This is a genomic window from Marasmitruncus massiliensis, from assembly GCF_900186535.1.
GTDB lineage: Bacteria > Bacillota > Clostridia > Oscillospirales > Ruminococcaceae > Anaerotruncus > Anaerotruncus massiliensis_A.
The window spans coordinates 715,352-740,619 of record NZ_FYDE01000004.1 but is presented as its reverse complement, the minus strand read 5'-3'; the positions used below and the strand labels follow the sequence as shown (position 1 = coordinate 740,619).

The window sequence follows — 25,268 nt, the reverse complement described above, 5'->3', positions numbered from 1 at the left end:
CCCTTACAGGCCCTTTTTGCCGGTGCTGATGGTATACGCCTCCACGACAGGAGAAACAAAAATTCTGCCGTCACCAAAAGTTCCGCCATTGGTTTTTGCGTTGCGCAGGATCACTTTTATGATATCATCCTTATCCTCGTCATTGCATACCACCAGCAGCATTTCCTTGGGAATCTCGTCATAATGCACCTCGCCGACCGTGATGCCTTTTTGCTTGCCGCGTCCGAAGACATCCATCTTTGTGACGGCGGGAAATCCCGCCGCGACCAGCTCCGACATGACAATTCCCGTTTTTTCGGGTCGGATAATCGCTCTAATCAACAGCATATACATACTCCTTTACCATATAGTATCCGCATTCGCAACTTAGTCCAGCATACCATGTTCCATTAGGATTGCTTCCAGACGCTCCTGACTCATCGGCTTGGGTATGATAAACATGTCGTTTCCGTCGATCTTACGCGCAAGCTCCCGATACTCATCCGCCTGCGGCTCATCGGGGCTGTATTCAATGACGGTTTTGCGGTTGATTTCCGCTTTCTGCACTGCATTGTCACGGGGGACAAAGTGGATCATTTGCGTCCCCAGCTCTTTTGCGACTGCTGATACCAAATCCGCCTCCCCGTCGACCTTTCGGGAATTGCAGATGAGTCCGCCCAACCGTACGCCGCCGGTGCTCGCGTACTTCTGGATACCTTTTGCAATATTGTTTGCCGCATACAGCGCCATCATCTCACCAGAACAGACGATATAGATTTCCCTAGCCTTGCCCTCGCGGATCGGCATTGCAAATCCCCCGCAGACAACGTCGCCCAGAACATCGTAAAACACATAGTCCAGATCCTCCGTATAAGCGCCCAGTCTTTCCAGAAGGCCGATGGAAGTGATGATGCCGCGTCCGGCGCACCCGACCCCCGGCTCCGGCCCGCCTGATTCCACACAGCGGATTCCGCCAAACCCTCTTTTTAACACATAATCAAGGTCGATGTCCTCGCCTTCCTCGCGCAGCGTGTCAAGAACCGTCTGCTGAGCCAGACCGCCAAGTATCAGGCGGGTGGAATCCGCCTTTGGGTCGCAGCCCACAATCAAAATGTTTTTCCCCATCTCGGCCAACCCTGCGTTCAGATTCTGGGTCGTGGTCGATTTCCCGATTCCGCCTTTTCCGTAAATTGCAACCTGCCTCATACAATACTCCCTCCAATTTTTAAAAATCTGATAATAAAAAAGAGCCGCACAGCAATCGCTGGGCGAACTCCTTTGTTCCGTTAGGGCCTATGTTTTGTTTGTACGGTTTCTTCTTGTATTCCAGTATAGAGGATTGACGGGCAGATCACAATACATCAGATTTTAGAAAAAGTGCAAGTCCGATTTACTGTTTTTATGATAGTTAACTATATTCAACTTGCATATTTGAAATATCCTTGTCCCGCTATTGACATACAGCCTGAATTAAAATACACTCTTGTAAAGGAAAAATCCGAAAGAGAGGTGATTTCCCCAATGCCAAAAATAGCCTTATATTTGCAGGACGGACACTCCATAGTTTCATTTTCAAAAGCCAATATGCTGCTTATTTATGAGAAGGAAACTGAATGGCGCAGTATCCGGACTATCCCCATTAACTTTTCTGACGCAGGCAATCTTTCTGCGCTGCGCTCCGGGGTACGCGCGCTGATTACACAGCTGGGGGACTGCAGCATCATTGCCGGGAAAAGCCTGACCGGCATCGCCTATGCGGAATTTGACAAAGCCGGGTTCTCTATATTCGATATTGATTCCGTACAGCCCGATACGTTTGACGGCATCCTGCGGGACGTTGCACAGAGTGACCAAAAGCTGCATAGAAAGGAAGAAATGATCCGCCAGGCGCGCCCCGTTGAAACAGCGACACCCGGCATTTATTTTCTGAACCTTGCCGCTCTGCAAACGGAATGCCCGGAAATTTCCTCCAAAAAGGCGCTGACAGATTTCCTGAACAGCACGCCTTTTCTGAAACTGCATCTGGTATGCAGACACCTTCCGCCATGGCTGGAAAATGCTCCCCTCGACATTAAAACCAGCAATTCCGGCGAACAGGTCACCGCGGTTATCACTAAAAAACAATGCTAGGAGGTGTCTTGCTTGAAAACTGTCCCTGAACAGCTGCTGACGCCGTACGGTGTTTTCAGCGGCATATCCACAGCCGAATATGATCAAAACGGCGCTATAAGGAATATCCGGCTAACCGAGAAAAACGTGCTGATTTCCCACGCAGGGGAACTGGTTCCTTCCTACACGGCGGATAACCCTCGCAAAAAATTTAAGCCTTCCGTTTCCTTCCATCCAAACGGGATGGTGAAGTCCGTATCGCTGGAAGAGCAGCAGGAGGTGATGACCCCCATCGGAGAGTTCCCCGCGGAGCTGGTCACCTTTTATTCCAGCGGCGAGCTTCGGCGCATCTTCCCGCTGGACGGAAAAATCAGTGGATTTTGGCCGGAGGAAGAGGAGCGTGCATTGAATATTCCCTTCCATTTTTCTTTAGGATTCGCTGATTTTTCCGCTTTGCTGACAGGAATCTGCTTCTACAAAAGCGGCGCTATCCGGAGCATTACGCTTTTCCCAAAAGAGGAAATTGATGTCATCATCCCGGACGGCGGCTGTGTGCACACAAGAAAAGGCTTCTCTATGCATGAAGACGGCGCGCTGCAGTCGCTGGAGCCGGCAGTGCCGACACCGGTAAAAACACCTGTCGGGATTCTCACTGCCTATGATGAAACCTGCGACGGCATCTGCGCGGACGACTGTTCCCTGCATTACGATGAGCAGGGCCGTATCGAAAGCGTGGTCACGTCCAGTGACCGGGTCGCGGTGATCACAAAAGAATCCTCCACACGTTATTTTGCCCCCGCCATTCGTCCCAGCCTGGTGGATGAAACTGCTGTTATGCGTGTTCCTATCCGGTTTTTCTTTGATTACGCCGAAAATGCCGCCCGCATCATGGATGCAGACAGTAAGGAACATTATTTTTCCCTTTCAGAATCTACCTTTCATGTTTATCCGAACGCCATTGGAGGATGTACGCCGCAGCAATGCGCCAACTGCCATCTATGCCAGTAGCCGCAAGTGAAATGGCAATGTATTGTCCGATAAAAGCGCTGATACCGGAGCAGTCTAAATCCGACAGAATGAAACAGGCAATTGTGCTATAGTAACAGATGCACCCCGCAGATCACCCGCCAGAAATGGCGGGCGTTTTTGCGTTCTGCCGCTTAATGCGAGCGGTCAGAAATTAATTTGCCCGACACTGGCCTTCCTTGGAAGCAGGTGCATTTTCTGAAACAATCCCACTGATTTTCCCATATTCTAATCAACCATAGTTACTTTACGGATACATATTCATTGTCTGCTATATAAAATCTCCAAGGATAGTCTCTTGCTTCCTCAGCATAGTCAACTCCTATGCGTTTTGTTGTAACTATACTGAATCTCTCGTTTTTACCTTCCTCAACATATACTTCATTACCGCATAAATCTATACCGTTAAAACTCCGATCGAATGATAATGCACCACATAGTTTTCCTGGCCCGTTGGTAAGACCTCTGCGTTGGCTTTTTGTCAGCTGTTCGTATAACCGTTTAAATCTCCTTTGCGCCATCCATTCCATTCCCTCCAGCGGCTCGGCCGCCCTTATTAAAACCGCTTGAGGGTTCTCTTTTTCATTAGTTACTATATTGAAACAGTAGTACATGCCATAGATCATGAATATATAAGAGAATCCCGGACTCCCATACATAACCTCCACTCTAGATGTCCTTTTACCGCCATAGGAATGCGCTGCTTTATCTTCAAAGCCCATATACGCTTCTGCTTCGACAATCTTAGCCGAAGTTCTTTGCCCGCCTATTTCGTGTACAAGTACCTTCCCCAGAAGCTCTTTGGCAACTAAGATTGAGTCCCGATTATAGAATTCTCTATCAAGTTTATCCATTGTAATCTTCCTTTCAAAATGGTAAAACTCCGACAAATCATATATTGATTATACGCGACATAGTCCTACCACCGCTTCAACGTGGTTGGTACGCGGGAACAGATCAACCGGGCGGCATTTTTGCATACGATATCCCAAATCCCGCAGGATGGCGCAGTCCCGCGCCATTGTGGAGCTGTTGCAGGACACCATAACAATACGGTCGGGACTCATTTGCGCCACAGATTGCAGCACTGCCGCGTCGCATCCTTTGCGCGGCGGATCCAGCACAATGATATCGGGGCGGACACCTTCACTTGCAAGGCGCTCGGCAGCTTTTGCCGCATCGGCACAAAAAAATCGCGCATTCCGGATTCCATTCTTAGCGGCATTTGAGACTGCGTTTTCGATCGCTTCAGGGATGATCTCGACGCCGATCACTTGTTTGCAGCGATGAGCCATGGAGAGCCCAATTGTTCCGGCTCCGCAATATAAATCCAGCAGGATTTCCTTGCCTGTGAGCCCCGCATAATCCGCCGCAATCTGATAAAGCTGCTGTGCACCGTCATGATTGACCTGATAAAACGCTAATGGGGACAGATTAAAACTGACGCCGCAAAGTGTATCTGTAATAAATGGTTTTCCATATAAGAGCTTTATCGCTCCGCCCATAATAACATTTGTATTTTGCGTATTTACATTTAAAATAATGGAAACAATTTGCTGATCGCAGTTCAGCAATGTTTTTACAAGTTCATCCGAATGCGGAAACTTGTCCCCGTTCACAACGAGGCAAACCATGGTTTCACCGGATTCCTGCCCGTGCCGCAGATAAACATGCCTCAGCAGTCCTTTCCCCATTGTTTCATCATAAATTGTAATTTCATATTTTTTTACAAAATCCAGCACGGTTTCCAGTATCGTTTCAAATTTCTGCGGCTGAAGCCTGCAATTGTGACAGTCAACTACTTCATGCGTGCGCGGCGCAAAAAAACCCGCGCATAGTCCATCTTTTTGCAGGCGGACCGGATATTGCGCCTTATTACGATAGCCGTCCTGCTGCGGAGACGGGGCGATCGGCTCCACTTCCAGTGAAAACCCGCCTATCCTGCGCAAATTACTCTGGACAAACTCCTGCTTATAACGCAGTTCAGCTTCATAACTGACATGGCGAAACTTGCATCCGCCGCATCGCCGGCTGACCGCGCAGTCCGGACTGATACGGTCCGGAGATGGTGCAACGATCTGTTCGATTCTTCCATAACAATGGGTTCGGTTAACCTTGACAATCCGCACAGACAAAACATCGCCCACAGCGGAATCCGGAACAAAAACCGCCATTCCATCAAAATGGCCAACGCCATTGCCGTCGTGGGACATACCTGTTATTTCCATCGAAATGATTTGATTTTTCTGCATCATGGCCTTTTCTCCTAATTCCATCCCGCACGTTATTATACAGAACAAACGAAAAATACTTCCCGGATGTTCCTTTTATTTTGGAAAGATATGTGCTATACTAATGTGTACTATCTGGCAAAGTACAGTAAGTTCCATTCACAAGTTCATTGTAGCATAACACACATCTCTTTACAATTAGCCGGTTTTTATAGATCGACTGTGTTGGAAATATGAAGTCTACGTGATGTTTTTATTATTTTATGCAGTAATTTTTTAGAATCCCGACACCTTCTCTAAGGCAGATGGGATTGGAGGCGACTGGTTTGGAGGCTTTGGAACAAGTCCAGCCAAAAAAAGTGATTCGCGTGAAGGGGCTGCGCAAGGTTTACCGTATCGGGGATGAACGGGTGGTGGCTCTTGCAAATATCAATTTAGAGATCCTTCAGGGGCAGATCTGCTGTATTGTGGGGACTTCCGGGTCCGGCAAATCCACCCTGCTCAACCAGCTTGCCGGATTGGAAAAGCCGACAAAAGGCTCTGTTTTTATTGGGAAAACCAACATTTCTTCGCTTTCGGAAAACCGGCTGGCGGAATTCAGGCAGCGGCATCTGGGCTTTATTTTCCAGTCTTATAACCTAATGCCTACCATGACAGCTCTGGAAAACGTATCTCTGCCCCTCATTTTCAAAGGCATCAGCAGAAGCAAGCGCAAAAAAGCCGCCTTGACAATGCTTGCCGCCGTAGGGTTAAAAAAGAGAGCCTACCACAAGCCGACCCAGATGTCCGGCGGGCAGCAGCAGCGTGTCGGCATTGCCCGCGCGTTCGTGACCCGGCCCAATGTGATTTTTGCAGACGAACCGACCGGTAACCTTGATACCAAGACCACCCTTGAAATTATGAAAATGATGGTCCGTTTCGCGCGTAAACACCACGAAACTCTGATTATTGTTACACATGATCCGGAGCTTTCCGATTATGCCGACCGGGTCATCACCCTGATTGACGGCGAAATTACCAGCGATGTGCTGCACACTCCTGTCTACAACTGGAATGGTGATAACGCTCCCGCATCCGATTCGGAACAAGCTGCTCCAGCTGAAGGCCCGCCAGAGGCCGACACTCCGGATAAAGAAACGGAATCTGTTCTACCCATTTTAATGGAGGACCCGCCGGCACTTCCCCTCGATATTGAACTGCCGGATCGGATAGAAGAAAAAGGAGAATCCAGTTTATGAGCCGTTTTATCAATCGGATAATTCCGTTAGTACTGGCCGTTATTTTTTTGCTGGCGGCCGCGGGGACTTCGTTTTTTGTTGTGCTGGGCGGTTCGAAGGTATTAGCGGAGGGTGAGAATCCAACAAACGCGTCAATCATTGCTGTAAAAGCCGACGATATTGATATCATTTCTAATGTTTTATCAAACAAGACTATCAAAAATTTGGTAATAACGGTTAAGGATACTGAACTAACACACAGTAACTTATATCAGTCAGTTATTGACTTCAAATTCAATTCCGACAATTTTTATTCTGTTTCACCTTCTGACGTATCATTAGAAAATGAAAAAATGTTGGAAGACGGCTCTGGGCTTACCTATGACATTAAACTCACAAATATCACTTATACACAGAATGAGCAGGACAAAATCAGCTTTACTATTACCTATCAAAACAACGACGTATATAATCTGTCACACGATATCGCCCTTCCTTCCAGTCCCGATCCTCAAAATTGCAGTATCGGAAGCTATCAGTTTTATGATGGCAGCAGCGAATATAATTCATCCATCTATCCGGGAACGATTCTGGATTTAAAAGTGGAAATTATTAAAAGTAATCTGACAGCTGAAGAATGGGAACAGATCCAAAAAAAGATTCAGGTATCACTTACTGGCAGCAGCTTTTCGGAAGCAAGTAATTATTCTTATGAAGTTTTATCCGGCAACGTTTCAAAAAATTTCTACATCCGCTTTAATAATGTCAAATATCTGGGCGGAAACAAGCAGTTTGCCATATCACTGAGCTTTGATAAAGGTGCCACGAGCCATACGCTGACAAAAACAATCAACCAATGTGTGGTGGATACATATTATCATGATTACGATGACGACGACGATGATGATGACGATGACGACAGTTCCAGCAAAGCGGATATCGCGCCCCCTACCCCGAACATTATTGTCACGGAATATGATTACGGCGGCGGCAATGTACCGGCCGCCGGCAATTTCACACTCAAAGTCACCTTTAAAAACACGAGCAAAAAACTGCCGATTGATAACATTGTCATGAAAGTTACCGTACCGGAAGCATTCACCATGACCAGCTCTTCCAATACCTTTTACGTGGAAAAGCTGGGCAGGGACAGCGCAATAGAGCGCACCATGAGCCTCTCTGTGAAACCGAATGCGGAGCCGATTTCCCAATCCATCAAGCTGGCATTTTCTTTTGAAGCGGTGATTGACGAAACGCGCAAGCAGTTTACATCCGAAGAAGAAATCAGCATTCCCGTTGTCCAGCTGGACCGGTTTTCACTGAATCCGCTGGAAGTGCCGGAAATGATATTTGTCGGTGAAGGCACAAACATTGAGGCTACGTTTGTAAACAAAGGGAAAACCCCCGTTTATAATGTTTCCGCCGAAATCACCGGAAACATTTCCAAACCGGGACAAAAGCAGTTCATCGGCAACATAGAAGCCGGTAAAGAAGAAACCGCCGATTTTTCCATCAGTGCGGACATGCCCGGTGAAATTTCCGGCGAGGTTGTGATCACTTATGAAGACGCCAACATGCATGTCGGAGAACTGCGGGCGCCTTTCAGCGCGACCGCTCAGGCAAATAATGTCATGCCGCCCGACGACGGCGAACTCGCAATGAATCCGGAAGGTATGGAAGCTGAGCCGGTCACCTGGCTCAGCGAAATTCCGATTTGGACATGGGTGGCCGCAGGCGTTGTATTGATTATACTATTTGCCTTTGCCAAAAAGCTGTACCGTGCACATAAAGAAAAAAAGATGGAGGAGCAGGATGAAGATTTCTGACATCATCTCCATGTGCATAGGGAATTTGCTGCGCCGCAAGATGCGTACCCTCCTCACTGTTGTGGGCGTGATTGTCGGCACTTGTTCCATCGTGGTTATGATTTCAATCGGCATCGGGATGAACGTTCAGCTCGATCTGACAATCGCGCAGATGGGCAGCCGGCTCACCATGATCAATGTCATGAATTACGGATACAGCGGCCAGGGCGAGGAAAAGGCGGTTTTGGACGATGCCGCCATTGCTAAAATGCAGGCGCTTCCAAACGTGGAGGTGGCTACACCGATTTATAATCCGCGCTATCTGAATGCATGCCTTTACGCCGGTAAAGATGACCGTTACCGCATCCCGTATTTAAATATTCAGGGAATTTATTCGTCGGCTATGCCGAAAATGGGCTACCAGCTGCTGGAAGGGAACTATCCCGAAGGTCCACAGTTAAATCCAAAAAAACCGATTGACATACTGATTGGCGAATATCTTGCTTACGACTTTGAGGATACAAAAAAGAAGTTTGACAACTACCGCTGGCCGGAAACAGATGCCTCCGGCAAAGTGCTTCAGGAGCCTTTTGTAGATATTAATCAGGATGAGCTTACCCTGCGAAGCGAAAAAATGGAAGAGGATTCTGCCGATTCCACCGTCATTACCAGAGTATTGCATCCGGTCGGACGCATGAAAGAGGACTGGGACAAAGGATATGAAACATCCCGCGGCATTCTGATGGATATTGACGATGTGAAGGAGCTGGAAGAGCAATACATCAAAGCAAACAAAATCAGTGTGAACAAAAACGAGGAACAGCAGGGATATAATCAGGCAACTGTTCTTGTGAAAACGATGGAAGATGTTGACCCGGTGGAGACACAGATCAAGGCTATGGGATTTGAGACCCAATCGATGGAAACCATCCGCAAGCCCATGCAGGAAAGCGCCCGGAAGCAGCAGCTTTTTCTCGGCATTATGGGCGGGATATCGCTGTTTGTCGCCGCCATCGGCATTATGAACACGATGATCATGTCAATCTATGAGCGCACCCGAGAGATTGGCGTTATGAAGGTGCTTGGCTGCAAGGTCGACAATATCCGTTCCATCTTTTTGATGGAGGCGGGAGTCATCGGTTTTGTGGGCGGCATTGCGGGGGTTGGTATCAGCTTTGCCATATCAACCGCGATGAATTATTTTGGCGCGGCGCAAAGTGCGGAAGATATGGCTGGCGGAGGAATGATGTCCGGCGCTTATATGATGGGCGGCATGGGGATGGACGCGGCTTCCCAAGCGCCGATTTCCGTAATCCCGCTTTGGCTGGTCGGGCTTGCGATTGTTTTTGCCACGCTGATTGGAATTCTTTCCGGCATATTGCCGGCAAATCGTGCCATGAAGATCTCCGCACTGGAGGCCATCAAGCACGAATAAATAAAATGATGCCTTCCTTTTTCCGCAGATATGCAAAAAGAGGATCTTTCCGATACAGGAAGGATCCTCTTTTCAGTTGTTTTCTGTAAAGTTTATCAATTACTGACAGAGAAGCTTGAGCTGTTCGTCCTCAACAGTCAGCTTCATCAGCGCCGGCATGTTGTCGGGGTCCTCCACCAGCCTCAGGCTGATCGCATCCTCCACTTCCTTGCGGATAATGGTGCGCAGATCACGTGCCCCGCTCTTTTTGCCATAAGCCTTATGGGCAATGTAGGAAATGGCGGCTTCATCCCAGCCGAATTTGATCCCTTTTTCATTCAGCGGGTCTTTCAGTTCACCCAGCATCAGTGCGGTAATTTTCTGATAATTCTGCTCGTCAAGTGGACGGAACACAACAACCTCATCCACACGCGCGAGGAATTCCGGGCGAAGAAAATCGGAAAGCGCCTTCATGACCTTTTCTTTTGCAATTTCGCCCGGCTGCCGGTTAAAGCCAACCGCACCTTCCTTATGTTCACTGCCTGCATTGGATGTCATCACAATGACGGTATTTTCAAAAGAAACAACCCGTCCGTGCGCATCGGTGATACGCCCCTCGTCGAGGATTTGCAGCAGGATATTTAAAACATCGGGATGGGCCTTTTCGATCTCATCGAACAATACAACCGAGTACGGCTTACGGCGCACCTTTTCCGTCAGCTGCCCGGCCTCATCATAACCAACATAGCCCGGAGGAGAACCTACGATCCGGGAGACACTGTGCTTTTCCATAAACTCGGACATATCCAGACGGATGAGCGGGTCTGTCGCATCAAACAGCTCTTTGGCAAGCACTTTGACCAGCTCGGTCTTTCCGACACCTGTCGGCCCGACGAAGATAAACGACGCAGGCCTGCGGCGCGCGGAAATCTGCACACGGCTACGGCGTACAGCCGCCGCGACCAGTTCAACCGCTTCATCCTGCCCGATGATTTTTTCTTTCAAGGCCGGTTCGAGCTTCGCAACCCGGCGCATTTCGGTTTCGCGGATTTTGGCGGCGGGAATCCCTGTCCACAGCTCGATGACATTTGCCATATCGTCAAGCGTGACCGGCTGATTGATTGCGGCCGGCGCAAGCTCCTTCAGTTTTTCCTCCAGCACAATTTTTTCACCGCGCAGCTTGGCGATTGCTTCGTAATCCAGCCGGTCGGTCTGGGCTTCGAGATTCTCCAGGCTTTCGGTTGTGTCTTCCTCTTCCTTATACAGCTTATCATATTCCGCAAGCTGCTTATTGCGCAGAACAGCGCAGGAACAGGCTTCATCCAACAGGTCAATCGCTTTGTCAGGAAGGTAACGGTCGGTAATATAGCGTTCGGACAGAACCACCGCCATACGGGCCAGTTCATCACTTACCACTACCCGATGATGCTGCTCATAATAACCCTTAATACCCTTGATCACATCCACTGCATCGGATATCGAAGGTTCTTCTATTGTAACCGGCTGAAAACGACGTTCCAGCGCGGCATCTTTTTCAATATTTTTACGGTATTCGTTAAACGTAGTCGCACCGATTACCTGAATTTCGCCCCGCGAAAGTGCAGGCTTCAAGATGTTGGCAGCGTTCATGGACCCTTCGGAATCCCCTGCCCCGACAAGGTTGTGCACCTCGTCAATAAACAGAATGACATTCCCTGCTTCTTTTATGTCCTCCACAAGGCCCTTGACACGGCTTTCAAACTGGCCGCGGAACTGTGTTCCCGCAATCAGAGCGGTCAGATCAAGCAGATACAGTTTTTTATTTGCCAGGCGGAACGGGACATCGCCGCTTGCAAGCCGCTGGGCAATTCCCTCGGCCACGGCAGTTTTTCCGACGCCGGGTTCACCGATCAGACAGGGATTGTTCTTGGTCCGACGGTTCAAAATTTGAATGACGCGTCCGATCTCACGGTCACGGCCTATAATCCGGTCAATTTTGCCCTCTTCCGCTTTATGTGAAAGGTCTTCACAATACGCTTCGAGATGCTTGTATTTTTTTTCGGGCGCCCCTTTTGTCCGGCGTTCCTTTTTTGTGCGTTCGCGGACAGGGGAACTTCCATCGTCCGATTCCAAACGGTTTTTTCCGTCTTTTTCCTCTTCCTGCGGAACAATTGCGTTGCTGCCGATCCCCATGATATTCTGAAGAAATGGCATGGACTGCGCCCCGCCCATTTCAAAACCGCTTTCGCCGTCCGAACCGAACATATCGATCATTTGATCCGACATATTGTCAAGATCATCATCAGTGATTCCCATTTTATCCATTAAATCGCTGACAGGTTTCAGCCCCATCTCTTTGGCGCATTTGAGACAAAGCCCTTCATTAATTGTTTTATCGCCTTCCAGACGGGTCATAAACACCACTGCCAGACGCTTTTTACACCTTGAACACATCATATCCATAGAATCTTCACCTTTTTCTTTACATATGCGATGCGAAGTTCGCATATGTTGGGTAATTCCCCGAATTATATTCTATATGCTTCATATGAACACCATATTAATGCCTGATGAAAAATTTATACTAAATGCCTCTATTTTATTTTTTTATTCATTATGATGCATATTTGTGAGCAAGCGCCTGAACAGTAAAGCATACTGCAAAAACGCAAACAGCATAAACATCAATAAAAAAAGCAGCAGCCCGGCAATTGTATGATCCTCCAGAACAGGAACCGCCACAATTACAATCATGATGATATAGAACATGACAGTAGCCAATTTTCCGAACCATTTGGAACCCTCAATGGTTACCTTCCGGGTATGCAGCCGCAGGCCGCCGACCAGCATCAGCAATTCTTTTAAAATCAGCAGCGCGCACAGCCACCATAAATATGGACGCTTGATCCAAAGTGCTGTAATCACAGAGGCAAGCGTCAGTTTATCGGCCAGAGGGTCCAGAATTTTCCCAAGCTGCGTGATCATATTGAATTTTCTCGCAATCGCACCGTCAACCGTATCGGTAAACCCGGAAACAGCGAGTATCGCAGCCGAAAAGGTATAATCCAACTGGGTGTCCGCGCTCAAGAATTTCCACAAAAACAAGGGAATCAACAAAATTCTGATGAGGGAAAGCGTGTTCGGAATATTGAGTTTCATGACGGGCACCCCCAAAATCAATCATGCAAGCAGACGTCCGACCAAATCTAAATTAAGCAGATAACGGCACAAATAGGTGCGGTTCAGCACGTCCTCATTCAGAAGCAGCCAGCCGCCGGGATGCAAATGAAGCAGCCCTTTGAGCAGGATGCACAGCACCAATACCAGCAAAAGCCCCTGAAATACCCCAATCGCACCGCCCAGCACAGCGTTGACCGTTCCAATGACGGGAATATGGTCAATCATCCCCAGTGCGGACAGCAGCAGATTGGATAAAAGGGAAAGCAGCGCAAAAATAACGAAAAAGCCAATCATCGAAATTGCGCTGATCATCAGCGGTCTCAGCGCAGCTTCTGCGAGGTCATCGAGAACACCGCTGTCTTTTAAACTGTCGGAGAGCAGAGAATCCAGAGAATCCAATGCAGTGTCCATCATAGACAGTGTACCCCGCGGAGCCATAGAAATCAGCGCAGCATTATCCGGATTTTTTTCCTGCTCAGGCCGGACACTTTCAAAAATCATTGGCTGTACTACATGATCATAAACGACCGGAGCAGCCGCGCGGCTTAAAAAAGATGAAGCCAGTAGAATGACAATATACGCAATCATCTGCACAACCGTGCGCAAAAAGCCTTTTTTCGCCGCTGCGTTCATACACCAAAGCACAATTCCAACTGCAATAATGTCCAGACAGATGGCCATCAGCTGTTCCATAAATCCTCCTTTTTCCTGCAGGACTCAACCAGGCCGGGAAAATCTTTCCTTATCCTGTTATTGTACCAAATTTTTGCAGAACTTACAAATAAAATTCTCAGCTACGCTTCCGGTTCAGAGGGAGAATCACTTTCCCCGCTTTCCGCAGTTGGCTCCGAAGAGCTGCCTGCGAGCTCAGATTCCAAACTGCTGCCGGAATCGTCATCTGATTCTTCCCTGCTTTCCGGCAAAAGAGAAACCGCATCGCCAGAACTGCCCCCATCGGAAGCTGTCTGTTTGCCGGAAGAAGTTTCTTCCGGTGGCGCAATCATTTCCCGGATATTCATGCTGTCGAGCTCCGATACGGATACGTAATAGAGCTGTCCCCCCGCCGGGCATATTTTCTGAATACCGTTAATCTGGTTGCTGACCAATTGAGTGCCTCCGGGTTCATAAATCTCCAGCTGGTTTTTAGAAGTCAGGAACACATGGCTTTCCGCGCATACAATATCCGAGATATCATGGTCAACTGTAAATTTGCCAAGGAGATTGAATTCCTTGTCGAGAGACACCACTGTGAGCTTCTTGTCCTCGGCATAGTCGCCCAGTACCAAGACCAGCATCCCGTCCGGAGAGCTCGCGGTCCGGTTGATCTTTTGCCCGCCGTAATCATAGGAGGCCAGTTCTTTCAGTTCCTGATTCAGCAGAATTGCGCGGCGATCCGTCAAAGCGCGCACCCGTGCGGCACTTTCATAATCCACAGAAAACAACAGCTCGTCCGGAAACTCTGCGCGGCCAAGTTCCTGATTGATGCTGAACTGGAACTTGCTGATACTGGAAAGGTAGCTGCCGTCCGCGGCATCCACACAGCCCACCATCATTTCCTCTTTGTAATCAGAAAGCGACACGCTCACGACCGGTTTCTGATAAGAATACCAGTTAAAAATTTCCTGATTTGACTTATTGTATACTTTGACATGTGCAATGTACTCCCGCGCCGAGGTTGCCACCGCATAATTCCCGGTCTGCGCCAAATCGGCTGTATAAATTTTATACTCTGTTGTCAGCGTTTGAAGCAGCTCGGATTTTGAATATAACGACAGCTTGTTGCCGCCACGGTCGTAAAGCAGCATCCTGTCCTGCGCCGTCACCATTCCCTGGTTAATAATTCCATGCTGTACATTCAGCATTTGCCTGCCGGACGCATTATAAGAATACATATTTGTATCAGAAAGAAGCACTACGACATTATCCACAGCGTCTAAACGGGCAATTTTGCCGCCGGGAAGCGGAACGGGATAGCCGGAACCGGTTGTAATTTCCGCCTTAATATCGCTGTAAGCGGTCTTCAGGTCAAGGTCGCCCGCGCGCTGAACCACCCACATGCCAAGCCAGACCACGCCCGCAAACACTGCCAGCAGCAGCAGATTGCGGACTGTGCGGCGGCGCTGCCGCTGGCGGCGCACCTTCTCCAAATCTGTCAGCTTCGCCATCCCGCAGCCCCCTTTGCTAAGTAATTTGGATGATCATATTCCCTCGTAAAAAACTTCGTCAAGATAGAGCCCATGGGCCGGTGCCGTAGCGCCCGCCGCAGAACGGTCGCGTCCCTCCATGATACGGGAGATGTCCGACGGCGTAAAAATACCGCGGGCGGCGTCCAGCAGTGTGCCTGTCATGATCCGCACCATATTATAAAGAAATCCGTCCCCGGTTACGGAAAAAGTCACCATCTCGCCATTTCTTGTAACGGAAGCCGCTGTGATCGTACGCACCGTATCCTCAATTTTGCTTCCCGCAGAACAAAACGCTGAAAAGTCATGTGTGCCCAAAAAGCTGCGGGCCGCCGCATCCATCAGATGCTCATCCAACGGATATTTATGAAACAGGGCAAGATCGGTAAGGAACGGGTTTTTCACAGGGCCGTTATAGATCTGATACAGATACCGTTTTCCGGTGCAGTCATAGCGCGGATGAAACCCAAGCGGCACTTCACGGCAGCTGATCACGGCCACGTCGTCCGGCAGGTTGACATTCATCGCGCGAATCACCGCATCGCAGGGGATACCCGAAACGGTATGCAGCGACAGGCAAAACCCGTTGGCATGGACGCCGGCGTCGGTCCTGGAACAGCCCTTAATGTCCAGCCTGCTCCCAAATACCCGCTCTACGGCATCCTGTATCACCTGCGCAACGGTCACCCCGTTGGGCTGCACCTGATAGCCATGATAATGCGTCCCGCGAAACCGTACCGTTAATAAAAGCTGGCGTTCCTGCATATCCACAGCCTCACATATGCAGGACGACAGGTGCAAACAGATTAATGAAGATGACCGCGGCAATACAGAGACCGACGAAAACAGAACACCAGATATCATACATCTGAATTTTCAGCTGCTTCATCCTTGTGCGCCCTTCGCCGCCCCGGTAACAGCGGCATTCCATCGCGACGGCGAGCTCGTCCGCGCGGCGAAACGCCGACACAAACAGCGGAATCAAAATCGGAATCAGTGCTTTGGCGCGCTGCATCAGGCCGCCCGTTTCCAGATCGGCTCCGCGTGCTTTCTGCGCGGACATGATTTTATCCGTCTCCTCAATCAGGGTTGGGATAAAGCGCAGCGCGATAGTCATCATCATCGCCAGCTCATGCACCGGCAGCTTCAGCCGGTTGAGCGGGCTGCAAAGGCGTTCAATGCCATCGGTCAGCGCGATTGGGGATGTGGTATAGGTCAGAAGCGATGTACCCGCGATCAGGCACAGGATTCTGATACTCATTACAATGGCGGTTGTAACCCCCTCCAGTGTGATTTTAAGAATCCACCATTGAAACAGGGGCGTCCCTTCGATAAAAAACATGTTCAGTATCGATGTAAACAGAATGATCGGCAAAACCGGTTTCAGGCTTTTCAGAATCATAATGGGCGGAATTCTGGAAATCCCGTAGGTGAGCACCAGAAACAAAATTCCTACCAGAAGCCCAATCGGGTTGGAGGCAATAAACAGCATGACGATGAAAGCCAGCGTCAGCACAATTTTAACGCGCGGATCAAGGCGGTGCAGCACAGATTTCCCCGGAAAATACTGCCCTATCGTAATATCACGCAGCACGGTTCATCCCTCCTTTCCCGAAAGCAGGGAAAGAAGCTCCTGCTTTGCATAATCCATTGTATATACGCTTTCGCTGACCGGGTAGCCGCGGTCCCGCAGCCTGGAGAAGATCCTGGTAATCTGAGGAACAGAAAGCCCCATTTGGATGATTTCCTTATCCCGGGAAAAGACCGCCGCAACGTCGTCATACATTGCAACCCCCGAATGATTTAACACCAGCACCTTATGCGCATAGCGCGCAATATCTTCCATGCTGTGGGAAACCAGCAGGATCGTTGTACCCCTCGCCTTATGGTACTGCTTGATCTGGCCCAAAATCCGGTCCCGTCCCTTAGGGTCCAGACCGGCGGTCGGCTCATCAAGCACCAGAATTTCCGGATTCATCGCGAGCACGCCGGCAATCGCCACCCGACGCTTCTGCCCGCCGGAAAGCTCAAACGGTGATTTCTGCATGTGGTGGGGCTTGAGCCCGACGAATTCCGCCGCTTCGCGTACACGCTCGTCTATTTCCGCGGGGGATAGTCCCATGTTCGCGGGCCCGAAAGCAATATCCTTATAAACCGTTTCCTCAAACAGCTGATATTCGGGATATTGGAACACAAGGCCCACCTTGAACCGGTAATCCCGGATTTTTGTTTCTTTTGCCCACAGGTCCACTCCATTGATCAGAATCCGGCCGGAAGTCGGTTTCAGCAGGCCGTTAAAGTGCTGAATCAGAGTGGATTTTCCGGAGCCGGTATGGCCGATCACCCCGACGAATTCCCCCTGTTCAATTTCCAGATTGATGTGGTCAATCGCGGTTTTTTCAAAAGGAGTACCTGCCGAATACACATAGGTCAGGTCTTCAGTTTTTATGGCAATCATTTTTTAGCCTCCAATAGCGCGGAGATTGCCTCGACGCATTCGTCCTCAGTCAAAATGTCGTCGGGCAGGTCAAAGCCGTTTTTGCGCAGCTGCCAGCAAAGCTCGGTTGCCTGCGGGACATCAAGCCCCACAGATTTGAGCTGCTCTACATGGGAAAAAACCCTGCGCGGCGTATCATCCAGCAGGACTTCCCCGTCGTTCATCACCACCACGCGGTCACACTGCGCCGCTTCCTCCATATAGTGCGTGATCAGGACAACCGTAATGCCAAGTTCGCTGTTCAACCGTTTGACGGTCGAAATGACCTCGCTGCGGCCCCGCGGGTCCAGCATGGCGGTCGGCTCGTCCAGCACAATACACCTCGGCCTCATCGCGATAATCCCGGCAATCGCAATCCTTTGCTTCTGTCCGCCGGAAAGCTGGTGCGGCGCGTGTGTCTTGTATTCATCCATTCCCACGTCCTTGAGCGCTTCATCCACCCTCGTGCGGATTTCAGACGGCTCCACCCCCATATTTTCCGGGCCGAACGCAACATCCTCTTCCACAATGGTCGCGACAATCTGGTTATCCGGATTCTGAAACACCATCCCCACCTGCTGGCGGATATCGTACAGCTTGTCCTCATCCGCCGTATTGAGCCCGCATACGGTGACTGTCCCGCCCTGCGGAAGCAGGATGGCATTCAGATGCTTTGCAAACGTGCTTTTGCCGGAGCCGTTATGTCCCAGAACAGCCAAAAACTGCCCCTGCGGAATTTCAAGGCTGATATCTTTCAGAACAAGATTGAACTCATTATTTTCTTTCTGGTAGCCGAAACGTACCTTTTCAGCGGAAATGATGTTTGGCATTTGCATTCCTCTTTTGATTGGATTCTTGGCGGACAAGCCTCTATTGGAACTTCTTTGCGCCCCGCACAGTTCTTAAAATATAATAAGCCATTGAGCCGAACATGGCAAGCAGAAAAATGATCATAAACCATGCGCCCAGCGACCCTCCCTGCGCCGACCGAATATTTATGTAGGTAAAACAGCCGGTGATACTGAGTTTTATGGTGCTCAGCATCCTGCTCATATTCCCATAGACAAATTGTTCGTTCGCCGCGGTGATTGTAACCGGGACGTTCCACATTTTGGGGACAAACAGCACAACGGTAATCAGCAGATAGATCAGCAGGCAGATGCCCAACAGTGTCAACAAAGTTCCTTTCCCGCCCCAGCCGTCCGGAATTCCGGCGGCATTAAAGTGGGTGGGGATCTTATTGGGGATGGAATCCCACCCCATCATCAGGTAGAAGCCCTGATAGCCCAGCAGAAAAAGTGACACACCTTCCAGCCCATTCTGAAATTTGGAAAAAGGAACTTTTTTCACCGGAAAGCCCTCCTATTTTGCCCAGACAGCCGTGCTGCCGCAGGGCAGCGCCAGCTCCGATTTTTTGACCGGCAGGCCGATTTCATCGGCTGTTACGGTTCCGCCATAGGTTTTTTTGACTGTGCAGGAAAGGATATACGCCATCACCGAAGGCGAAAGGCCGGTTGTATAAGAATTGAGCAGGAAGAATACCGGCATTTCGGAAAGTGCCTGTGTGCACAGGGAAACCAACTCATAGATGCAGTCCTCCAGCTTCCAGACTTCTCCCCCCGGCCCCCGCCCATAAGACGGCGGGTCCATCACAATGCCGTCATAGCGGTTTCCCCGGCGGATTTCCCGCTCGAGGAATTTTTTGCAGTCGTCGACGATCCACCGAATGGGCTTCTCCGACAAACCGGAGAGCGCGGCATTGTCCCGCGCCCACTGCACCATCCCCTTGGAGGCGTCCACATGGCAGACTTTTGCACCCGCCGCCGCGCATGCCAGCGTGGCGCCGCCCGTATAGGCGAACAGGTTGAGAATATTCAGCTGCCGCCCGCTTTTTGCAATCTGTTCCCGCATCCAGTCCCAGTTGACCGCCTGCTCCGGAAACAGCCCGGTATGCTTAAACCCTGTGGGACGGATATGGAATTTCAAGTCCCGGTAGCCGATGACCCATTCCTCTTTCGGCATGGACCGGATTTCCCAGTTTCCTCCCCCCGAATTGGAGCGGAGATACCGCGCGTTTGCCTTCTGCCACGCGCCGTCTTTCGGCGTGTTCCAGATAATCTGCGGATCGGGGCGGATCAGCGTGACATCACCCCAGCGCTCCAGTTTTTCCCCGCTGCTGGTATCCAGCACTTCAAAATCCTTCCAATCGGTTGCTGCCCGCATGTTTCAATCTCCTTAATTTTGGATTACCGCCGCAATTTTCTGCGCAATCTGCTCAATTTCCGTCAGATTCTGCCCCTCAACCATGATGCGGATCAAAGGTTCCGTTCCGGAAGGGCGCACCAGAATCCGCCCGTTCTCCCCGAGGCTTTCATTCAGGCTGCGGATACATGACTGCACCTGCTCGTCACTGTCCAGCGCGGCTTTCATCTGCGGGGTGGCCCGTATGTTCAGCAGCGTCTGCGGAAAGACCCGCATGACGCCGGCAGCTTCCGACAGGGGCTTTTGGAAGAGTTTCAACAGGCTTAAAAGCTGTATGCCTGTGAGCTGTCCATCACCGGTAGGCATGTAATCGCGGAAGATAATGTGTCCCGACTGTTCCCCGCCGATGCAGAAATCCTCCTGCCGCATGCATTCGAGAACATACCGGTCCCCCACCTTTGTGGCCCGTGTCTCAATGCCATGCGATTTTGCGAATTGAAACAGCCCCAGGTTACTCATGACTGTCGCTACAAACGTGTTATTTTTCAGTTTGCCCTGCTCTTTCAAATGGTATGCGAAAAGCGCGATCAGCCGGTCGCCATCCACCAGTTCGCCACACTCATCCACAGCAAGGCAGCGGTCGGCGTCGCCGTCAAACGCAAGCCCCGCGTCGTAGCTGCCTTCCCTGACCAACTTCCCGAGTTCCTCCACGTGGGTGGAGCCGCAGTGGTCGTTCACGTTGCGCCCGGTGGGATTCGCATGAAAAACATCGCAATGGGCACCCAATCCCTCAAACAATTTCTGCGCGGTCACGCTTGCACTTCCGTTTGCGCAGTCCAGCGCCACCCGCAGGCCGGTCAGGTCACACTCCACCGTTGTCTTCAGATACTCCACATAATCGTCGGCCGCAGTCTTTGCACGGGTGATCGTTCCAATCTCCCCGCCTGAACGAATTTGGTAGGGCTTAAGCTGGTCGAGCACAATTTGTTCGATCTCCTCTTCCTGCGAATCCAGCAGTTTAAACCCTTCATTGCTGAAAATTTTGATTCCGTTGTATTCAAACGGGTTGTGGCTTGCCGAAAGCATCACTCCGGCATCTGCCCCATAGCGTTTTACAAGATAAGCGACTGCGGGTGTGGGAACCACCCCCAGCAGCACTACATTTGCCCCCGTGCTGCAAAGCCCGGCGGCCAGCGCCGCCTCCAGCATATCGGAAGAAAGGCGGGTATCCTTTCCTACCAGAAAGGTCGGCTGACGGTTGATTGCCTCTTCCACCACCATTCCCGCCGCCCTGCCGATGTTTGTGGCAAGCTCGACAGTCAGATCGCCGTTGGCAATCCCCCTTACACCGTCTGTCCCAAATAGTCTCCCCATTTCCGTTCTCCTTCCAAAATCATCGTGAGATCCCCGGGCATCCCGCTCATTCCAGGCTCAGCTGGTCAGGATCGGCGCAGGCGCCGGGCATCTTAATACCCAAATGCCCGTATGCCTGCGGGGTGGCGCAGCGCCCGCGCGGCGTGCGCGCCAAAAATCCGATCTGCATCAGATAAGGCTCATAAACATCTTCCAGCGTCACCGATTCCTCGCCCACAGCCGCCGCCAGCGTCTCCAGCCCCACAGGGCCGCCGCTGTAATGCCTGATAATGGTTTCGAGCATTCTGCGGTCGATGGAGTCCAGGCCAAGCTGGTCGATTTCCATCCGGTCGAGCGCCATGGAGGAAACCTCCTGCGTAATCGTCCCGTCTCCCATCACCTGCGCAAAATCCCGCACACGTTTCAGCAGACGGTTGGCAATACGAGGGGTGCCCCGGCTGCGCCGGGCCAGCTCATATGCGCCTTTTTTTTCGCACGGAATATTCAGGATGCCCGCACTGCGCTGTACAATCGTGCACAGCTCATCCACCGTGTACAGCTCAAGACGCTGGATGACGCCGAACCGGTCGCGCAGCGGCGAGGTCAGCTGTCCCGCACGGGTCGTAGCCCCGATCAGCGTAAAATGCGGCAGGTCGATCCGGATGGAACGCGCCGACGGGCCTTTCCCGATAATAATATCGAGCGCATAGTCCTCCATCGCCGGATAAAGTACCTCCTCCACCGCGCGGGAGAGCCGATGGATCTCATCTATGAACAGTATATCGTTTGGAGCAAGATTTGTGAGCAAAGCGGCCAAATCTCCGGGTTTTTCTATCGCCGGACCGCTGGTTATGCGCATATTTACATTCATTTCATTCGCAATGATATTGGAAAGCGTCGTCTTCCCGAGCCCCGGAGGGCCATAGAGCAGCACATGGTCAAGCGGCTCCCCACGCCCTTTTGCGGCCTGGATGAAAATGTTCATATTTTCCTTGACCTTTTCCTGTCCGATATACTCGCTGAGCGTTTTCGGGCGCAGGGAAAGCTCCGCATCGCCGTCTTCGGCCGCGTAGTCGGGGGTTACGATGCGGTTTTCAAAATCCATTTCCTTGTCAAACATCCGCAACTTCTCCTAGCGTCACATTTTCGCAATGGCTTTCAGCCCGTATTTGATCATCTCGTCCACCGCGGCATCCGGGGACACGCCGGCAAGCGCCTGCGCGGCCTGGGACTGGCTGTATCCAAGCGCGCACAGCGCCGCAACGGCCTCCCCAACCTTGGAAGACTCGTTGGATAACTGCGCACTTACATTTCCCACACCTGCGGCAAGCTCTTCATTTGTAATTTTATCTTTCAGTTCCAGAATCAGCCTTTGCGCCACTTTAGGGCCGATTCCCGGGGCCCTTGTCAGGGATTTGGAATCACCGGAAGCAATGCACAGCGCAAGCCTGTCCGGCGTCATATCCGAAAGGATGGCAAGCGCAGATTTGGGGCCGACCCCCGAAACGCCAATCAGCATTTTAAAGGAAGACAGCTCCGCCAGGGTGTAAAACCCGTACAAATCCAGTGCGTCCTCCCTTACATTTAAGTGGGTATACAGAATTGTCTGCCCTCCGACCGGAGGCAGGCAGGACAGCGTGGTCATTGTGGTCATACATTTATAGCCCACACCGCCGCAGTCAACCACAGCGAGATATGCTTCCGTATGAACCAGTTTTCCGGTAAGAGAATAGTACATGGCGTTTCCCATCCATTTCTATATGTATCTGTTTTAACCGGCTATTTTAAATAGCTGAGCAGTGAGCCGGAACAGTGCCCATGACATACGGCCAACGCCAACGCATCGGCGGTATCATCCGGCCTGGGGACCTTTTCCAGCCCGAGTATCCGACGTGTCATTTCCATAACCTGTTTTTTTTCCGCGCGTCCGTAACCAACCACACTTTGTTTTACCTGATTGGGAGTATATTCAAAAACAGGTATGTTTTTTTGCTGAGCCGCCAGCAGGATTACCCCTCTTGCCTGCGCCACATCAATTCCTGTTGTTTTGTTGTTGGAAAAGAAAAGCTGTTCAATGGATAATGCTTCCGGACAGGTCTTTTCCAAAACCAGGCAGATATCGTCATAAATCATTTTCAGTCTGGCCGGAAACTCGAGATCAGGTGGAGTCGTAATCGCGCCAAAGCGCACCGGCTGGAATCGGCCATACAGATACTGCACCACTCCAAACCCCACGGTCGCGTATCCGGGATCTATTCCTAAGATAATCATAAGTCCTCCCGCGCTGACGGCATACCTATCGGCATATCTGATTAATTATATCATACTGCAGTAGCATGTAACAAGCCCTTGTCCATCGGTTTTACCGAGTTTAGGGGGACATTTTTTTGCAATTTGCCCAAACAAGCAGCTGCGGAAAAAGGTATATTTTGGTGTTTTTTCTTAAAATGAAAAATTTAAAAATATTATGAATTTTTTACTTGCAATTTACGGACAAGTATAATATAATAAACGAGTCGCCAAAATACATGGTCATAAACGGACGGTTAGCTCAGCTGGTAGAGCACCTGCTTGACGTGCAGGGGGTCAGCGGTTCGAACCCGTTACCGTCCACCAGGGGTGCTGTTCCGGCAATAGCTGGGGCGGCATTATTTTTTGTATAAAAAGAGGGCTTAAAGATGCGCGATCAAACACATCTTTAAGCCCTCTTGAATTATATCTTCGCTGTGATAGACCAACAGAAAAAACCTCTCATAAGCCTTAAGTAAGAATATTGTATCACACAATAGTTTTTACCCCAAGCATCTTATTATGCTGAGGGTATTTTGGTGTTCTTTAATTTAAAAATACCTGTATAAAGATGAGCTTCGCATGGAGGTTGCGTTATTTAACCAAAATAGCAATAGCGGCCAATTAAACAACTGCTAAAAATGAAACATCCAATTTATCATTCATACGATTTTCACCAGCGCGTCAACGATTCGCTCGCTCGCATAGCCGTCACCAAACGGATTCTTTGCCAGCGACATTTTCTGATAAGCCAGCGGTTCTCGCAGCAGGCGGGACGCGCAGGTAAAGATTTCATTTCTTTCCACGCCTGCAAGCACCGCTGTTCCGGCAAGTACCGCCTCGATTCGTTCAGTCTCTCTGCGCAGCACCAGTACAGGCTTATGCAGCGCGGGCGCCTCTTCCTGAATTCCCCCGGAATCAGTCATCACAAAATAGCATCTGTTCATCAGGTTATGCATATCAAACACGTCTAAAGGCTCCAGCATACATACCCTTTTATTTCCTTGAAAGGCGGTCTGGGCCTGCCTGCGCACCACGGGGTTCGGATGTACCGGAAATAAAAAGCTAATATCCGAAAAAGCCTCCAGAAGCATATGCACAGCAGAAAAAATTTCTGACAAGCCCCCGTCCAGATTTTCTCTTCGATGAGAAGTGAGCAAAATAACTTTTTGGCGATAATCAATCGTATTTAGCACGGGCTGCGAAAACACATAAGTCTCGCTCACCGTATAACGCAATACGTCGATGGCAGTATTTCCTGTGACATAAATCTTACCTGAAACATGCCGGTCCAAAAGATTTTGCCTGTTTTGCTCGGTGGGAGCAAAATGGACGCTGCATAAATCCCCGAGAATTGTGCGGTTCATCTCCTCCGGGAATGGCGAATGGGGATTCCCGGTACGCAGCCCGGCTTCGACATGTCCCACGGGGATTTGATGATAAAAGGCGCTCAAACCGGCCGCTAGACCGGTGGTGGTATCTCCGTGCACAAGGACAACATCAGGCTTGGCCTGTTCAAAAACGGATGCGAGCCCCGTCAGCACGCGCGTGGTAATTTCTGTCAGAGTTTGACGCGGCCTCATAATATTTAAATCATACTGCGGCTGCACATGAAAACGAAACAGCACATCATCGAGCAGTTCCCGATGCTGTGCAGTGACGCAAACAGAAAGATCAATTTCGGGACGTTTTCGGCACGCATATACCAGCGGCATCATTTTAATAGCGTCGGGCCGTGTGCCAAACACCATCATCGTTTTTAATTGTTTCACAGATAGTTCTCCATTTCCTATCTCCTCCGGCAAAATCCAAATTTTTAATTAAT

The 25,268-nt window shown here is 50.2% G+C and carries 24 protein-coding genes and 1 tRNA gene; 6 read left to right on the top strand and 19 right to left on the bottom strand.

Annotated features, from left to right (window positions below; genetic code table 11):
• Nucleotides 1-3: 3 nt before the first annotated feature.
• Entirely contained in the window at nt 4-327 is a 324-nt protein-coding gene (locus C1A10_RS07480; protein WP_101909652.1) for a P-II family nitrogen regulator, read from the bottom strand.
• A gap of 39 nt (nt 328-366) precedes the next feature.
• The gene (nifH, locus tag C1A10_RS07475; RefSeq protein ID WP_101909651.1) at nt 367-1,185 is read right to left on the bottom strand and encodes a nitrogenase iron protein; all 819 of its coding nucleotides are present in this window, start codon (nt 1,183-1,185) and stop codon (nt 367-369) included.
• Nucleotides 1,186-1,500: 315 nt separating this feature from the next.
• On the opposite strand from nifH, the gene C1A10_RS07470 reads away from it, so the two are divergent.
• Nucleotides 1,501-2,109, top strand: a complete 609-nt coding sequence (locus C1A10_RS07470; protein ID WP_180951040.1) for a Fe-only nitrogenase accessory AnfO family protein — start codon at nt 1,501-1,503, stop codon at nt 2,107-2,109.
• A 12-nt stretch (nt 2,110-2,121) separates the two neighbouring features.
• Nucleotides 2,122-3,096 carry a hypothetical protein gene (locus C1A10_RS07465; RefSeq protein WP_101909649.1) on the top strand — a complete coding sequence of 325 codons (975 nt, stop codon included), beginning with the start codon at nt 2,122-2,124 and terminating at the stop codon, nt 3,094-3,096.
• Between the two features lie 260 nt (nt 3,097-3,356).
• On the opposite strand, the gene C1A10_RS07460 is transcribed toward C1A10_RS07465, so the two are convergent.
• Both C1A10_RS07460 and rlmD read right to left on the bottom strand, forming a co-directional pair.
• The gene (locus C1A10_RS07460) at nt 3,357-3,968 is read right to left on the bottom strand and encodes a DNA-3-methyladenine glycosylase (protein WP_101909648.1); all 612 of its coding nucleotides are present in this window, start codon (nt 3,966-3,968) and stop codon (nt 3,357-3,359) included.
• A 48-nt stretch (nt 3,969-4,016) separates the two neighbouring features.
• Complete coding sequence (rlmD, locus tag C1A10_RS07455) at nt 4,017-5,369, bottom strand: 23S rRNA (uracil(1939)-C(5))-methyltransferase RlmD (RefSeq protein WP_242968861.1); 1,353 nt, start codon at nt 5,367-5,369, stop codon at nt 4,017-4,019.
• A gap of 302 nt (nt 5,370-5,671) precedes the next feature.
• Here rlmD and C1A10_RS07450 point away from each other — a divergent pair, with 302 nt between their 5' ends.
• From C1A10_RS07450 to C1A10_RS07440, 3 genes are read left to right on the top strand one after another with little or no spacing between them, the layout of a single operon-like run.
• Nucleotides 5,672-6,583: an ABC transporter ATP-binding protein gene (locus C1A10_RS07450; protein ID WP_341456895.1), complete on the top strand. Its 912-nt coding sequence runs from the start codon at nt 5,672-5,674 to the stop codon at nt 6,581-6,583.
• Nucleotides 6,580-8,388, top strand: coding sequence for a COG1361 family protein (locus C1A10_RS07445; protein ID WP_101909645.1), 1,809 nt, complete (start codon nt 6,580-6,582; stop codon nt 8,386-8,388). The genes C1A10_RS07450 and C1A10_RS07445 overlap by 4 nt, the downstream gene beginning before the upstream one ends.
• Nucleotides 8,375-9,802, top strand: coding sequence for an ABC transporter permease (locus tag C1A10_RS07440; protein ID WP_101909644.1), 1,428 nt, complete (start codon nt 8,375-8,377; stop codon nt 9,800-9,802). The genes C1A10_RS07445 and C1A10_RS07440 overlap by 14 nt, the downstream gene beginning before the upstream one ends.
• Before the next feature lie 99 nt (nt 9,803-9,901).
• On the opposite strand, the gene C1A10_RS07435 is transcribed toward C1A10_RS07440, so the two are convergent.
• The 14 genes from C1A10_RS07435 to ruvC all read right to left on the bottom strand — a co-directional run bounded on the left by C1A10_RS07435 (nt 9,902) and on the right by ruvC (nt 23,425).
• A complete protein-coding gene (locus tag C1A10_RS07435; protein ID WP_101909790.1) occupies nt 9,902-12,217 on the bottom strand; it encodes an ATP-dependent Clp protease ATP-binding subunit in 2,316 nt (771 codons plus the stop codon).
• 150 nt (nt 12,218-12,367) lie between these two features.
• Nucleotides 12,368-12,919 (bottom strand): CDP-alcohol phosphatidyltransferase family protein, encoded by a 552-nt coding sequence (locus tag C1A10_RS07430; protein WP_101909643.1) that lies wholly within the window; start codon nt 12,917-12,919, stop codon nt 12,368-12,370.
• A gap of 21 nt (nt 12,920-12,940) precedes the next feature.
• Nucleotides 12,941-13,633: a CvpA family protein gene (locus C1A10_RS07425; RefSeq protein ID WP_101909642.1), complete on the bottom strand. Its 693-nt coding sequence runs from the start codon at nt 13,631-13,633 to the stop codon at nt 12,941-12,943.
• Between the two features lie 101 nt (nt 13,634-13,734).
• Nucleotides 13,735-15,105 carry a DUF5711 family protein gene (locus tag C1A10_RS07420; protein WP_101909641.1) on the bottom strand — a complete coding sequence of 457 codons (1,371 nt, stop codon included), beginning with the start codon at nt 15,103-15,105 and terminating at the stop codon, nt 13,735-13,737.
• Nucleotides 15,106-15,138: 33 nt separating this feature from the next.
• Nucleotides 15,139-15,888 (bottom strand): tRNA pseudouridine(38-40) synthase TruA, encoded by a 750-nt coding sequence (truA, locus tag C1A10_RS07415; RefSeq protein ID WP_101909640.1) that lies wholly within the window; start codon nt 15,886-15,888, stop codon nt 15,139-15,141.
• A gap of 10 nt (nt 15,889-15,898) precedes the next feature.
• The gene (locus C1A10_RS07410; protein ID WP_101909639.1) at nt 15,899-16,717 is read right to left on the bottom strand and encodes an energy-coupling factor transporter transmembrane component T family protein; all 819 of its coding nucleotides are present in this window, start codon (nt 16,715-16,717) and stop codon (nt 15,899-15,901) included.
• Between the two features lie 3 nt (nt 16,718-16,720).
• Nucleotides 16,721-17,581: an energy-coupling factor transporter ATPase gene (locus C1A10_RS07405; protein ID WP_101909638.1), complete on the bottom strand. Its 861-nt coding sequence runs from the start codon at nt 17,579-17,581 to the stop codon at nt 16,721-16,723.
• Entirely contained in the window at nt 17,578-18,429 is an 852-nt protein-coding gene (locus tag C1A10_RS07400) for an energy-coupling factor transporter ATPase (RefSeq protein WP_101909637.1), read from the bottom strand. The genes C1A10_RS07405 and C1A10_RS07400 overlap by 4 nt, the downstream gene beginning before the upstream one ends.
• 40 nt (nt 18,430-18,469) lie before the next feature.
• A complete protein-coding gene (locus tag C1A10_RS07395) occupies nt 18,470-18,949 on the bottom strand; it encodes a DUF1648 domain-containing protein (protein WP_101909636.1) in 480 nt (159 codons plus the stop codon).
• 12 nt (nt 18,950-18,961) lie between these two features.
• Complete coding sequence (locus tag C1A10_RS07390; protein ID WP_101909635.1) at nt 18,962-19,822, bottom strand: class I SAM-dependent methyltransferase; 861 nt, start codon at nt 19,820-19,822, stop codon at nt 18,962-18,964.
• A gap of 12 nt (nt 19,823-19,834) precedes the next feature.
• Nucleotides 19,835-21,175: a phosphoglucosamine mutase gene (gene glmM / locus C1A10_RS07385; protein ID WP_101909634.1), complete on the bottom strand. Its 1,341-nt coding sequence runs from the start codon at nt 21,173-21,175 to the stop codon at nt 19,835-19,837.
• A 46-nt stretch (nt 21,176-21,221) separates the two neighbouring features.
• The gene (ruvB, locus tag C1A10_RS07380) at nt 21,222-22,274 is read right to left on the bottom strand and encodes a Holliday junction branch migration DNA helicase RuvB (protein WP_101909633.1); all 1,053 of its coding nucleotides are present in this window, start codon (nt 22,272-22,274) and stop codon (nt 21,222-21,224) included.
• 18 nt (nt 22,275-22,292) lie between these two features.
• On the bottom strand, nt 22,293-22,892 hold the full coding sequence (gene ruvA / locus C1A10_RS07375; protein ID WP_101909632.1) for a Holliday junction branch migration protein RuvA: 600 nt from the start codon (nt 22,890-22,892) through the stop codon (nt 22,293-22,295).
• Nucleotides 22,893-22,933: 41 nt separating this feature from the next.
• Entirely contained in the window at nt 22,934-23,425 is a 492-nt protein-coding gene (gene ruvC / locus C1A10_RS07370; RefSeq protein WP_101909631.1) for a crossover junction endodeoxyribonuclease RuvC, read from the bottom strand.
• Nucleotides 23,426-23,694: 269 nt separating this feature from the next.
• On the opposite strand from ruvC, the gene C1A10_RS07365 reads away from it, so the two are divergent.
• Nucleotides 23,695-23,770 (top strand) — tRNA-Val (locus C1A10_RS07365).
• Between the two features lie 335 nt (nt 23,771-24,105).
• Here C1A10_RS07365 and wecB read toward each other — a convergent pair.
• Entirely contained in the window at nt 24,106-25,215 is a 1,110-nt protein-coding gene (gene wecB / locus C1A10_RS07360) for a non-hydrolyzing UDP-N-acetylglucosamine 2-epimerase (RefSeq protein WP_242968860.1), read from the bottom strand.
• Nucleotides 25,216-25,268: the final 53 nt, after the last annotated feature.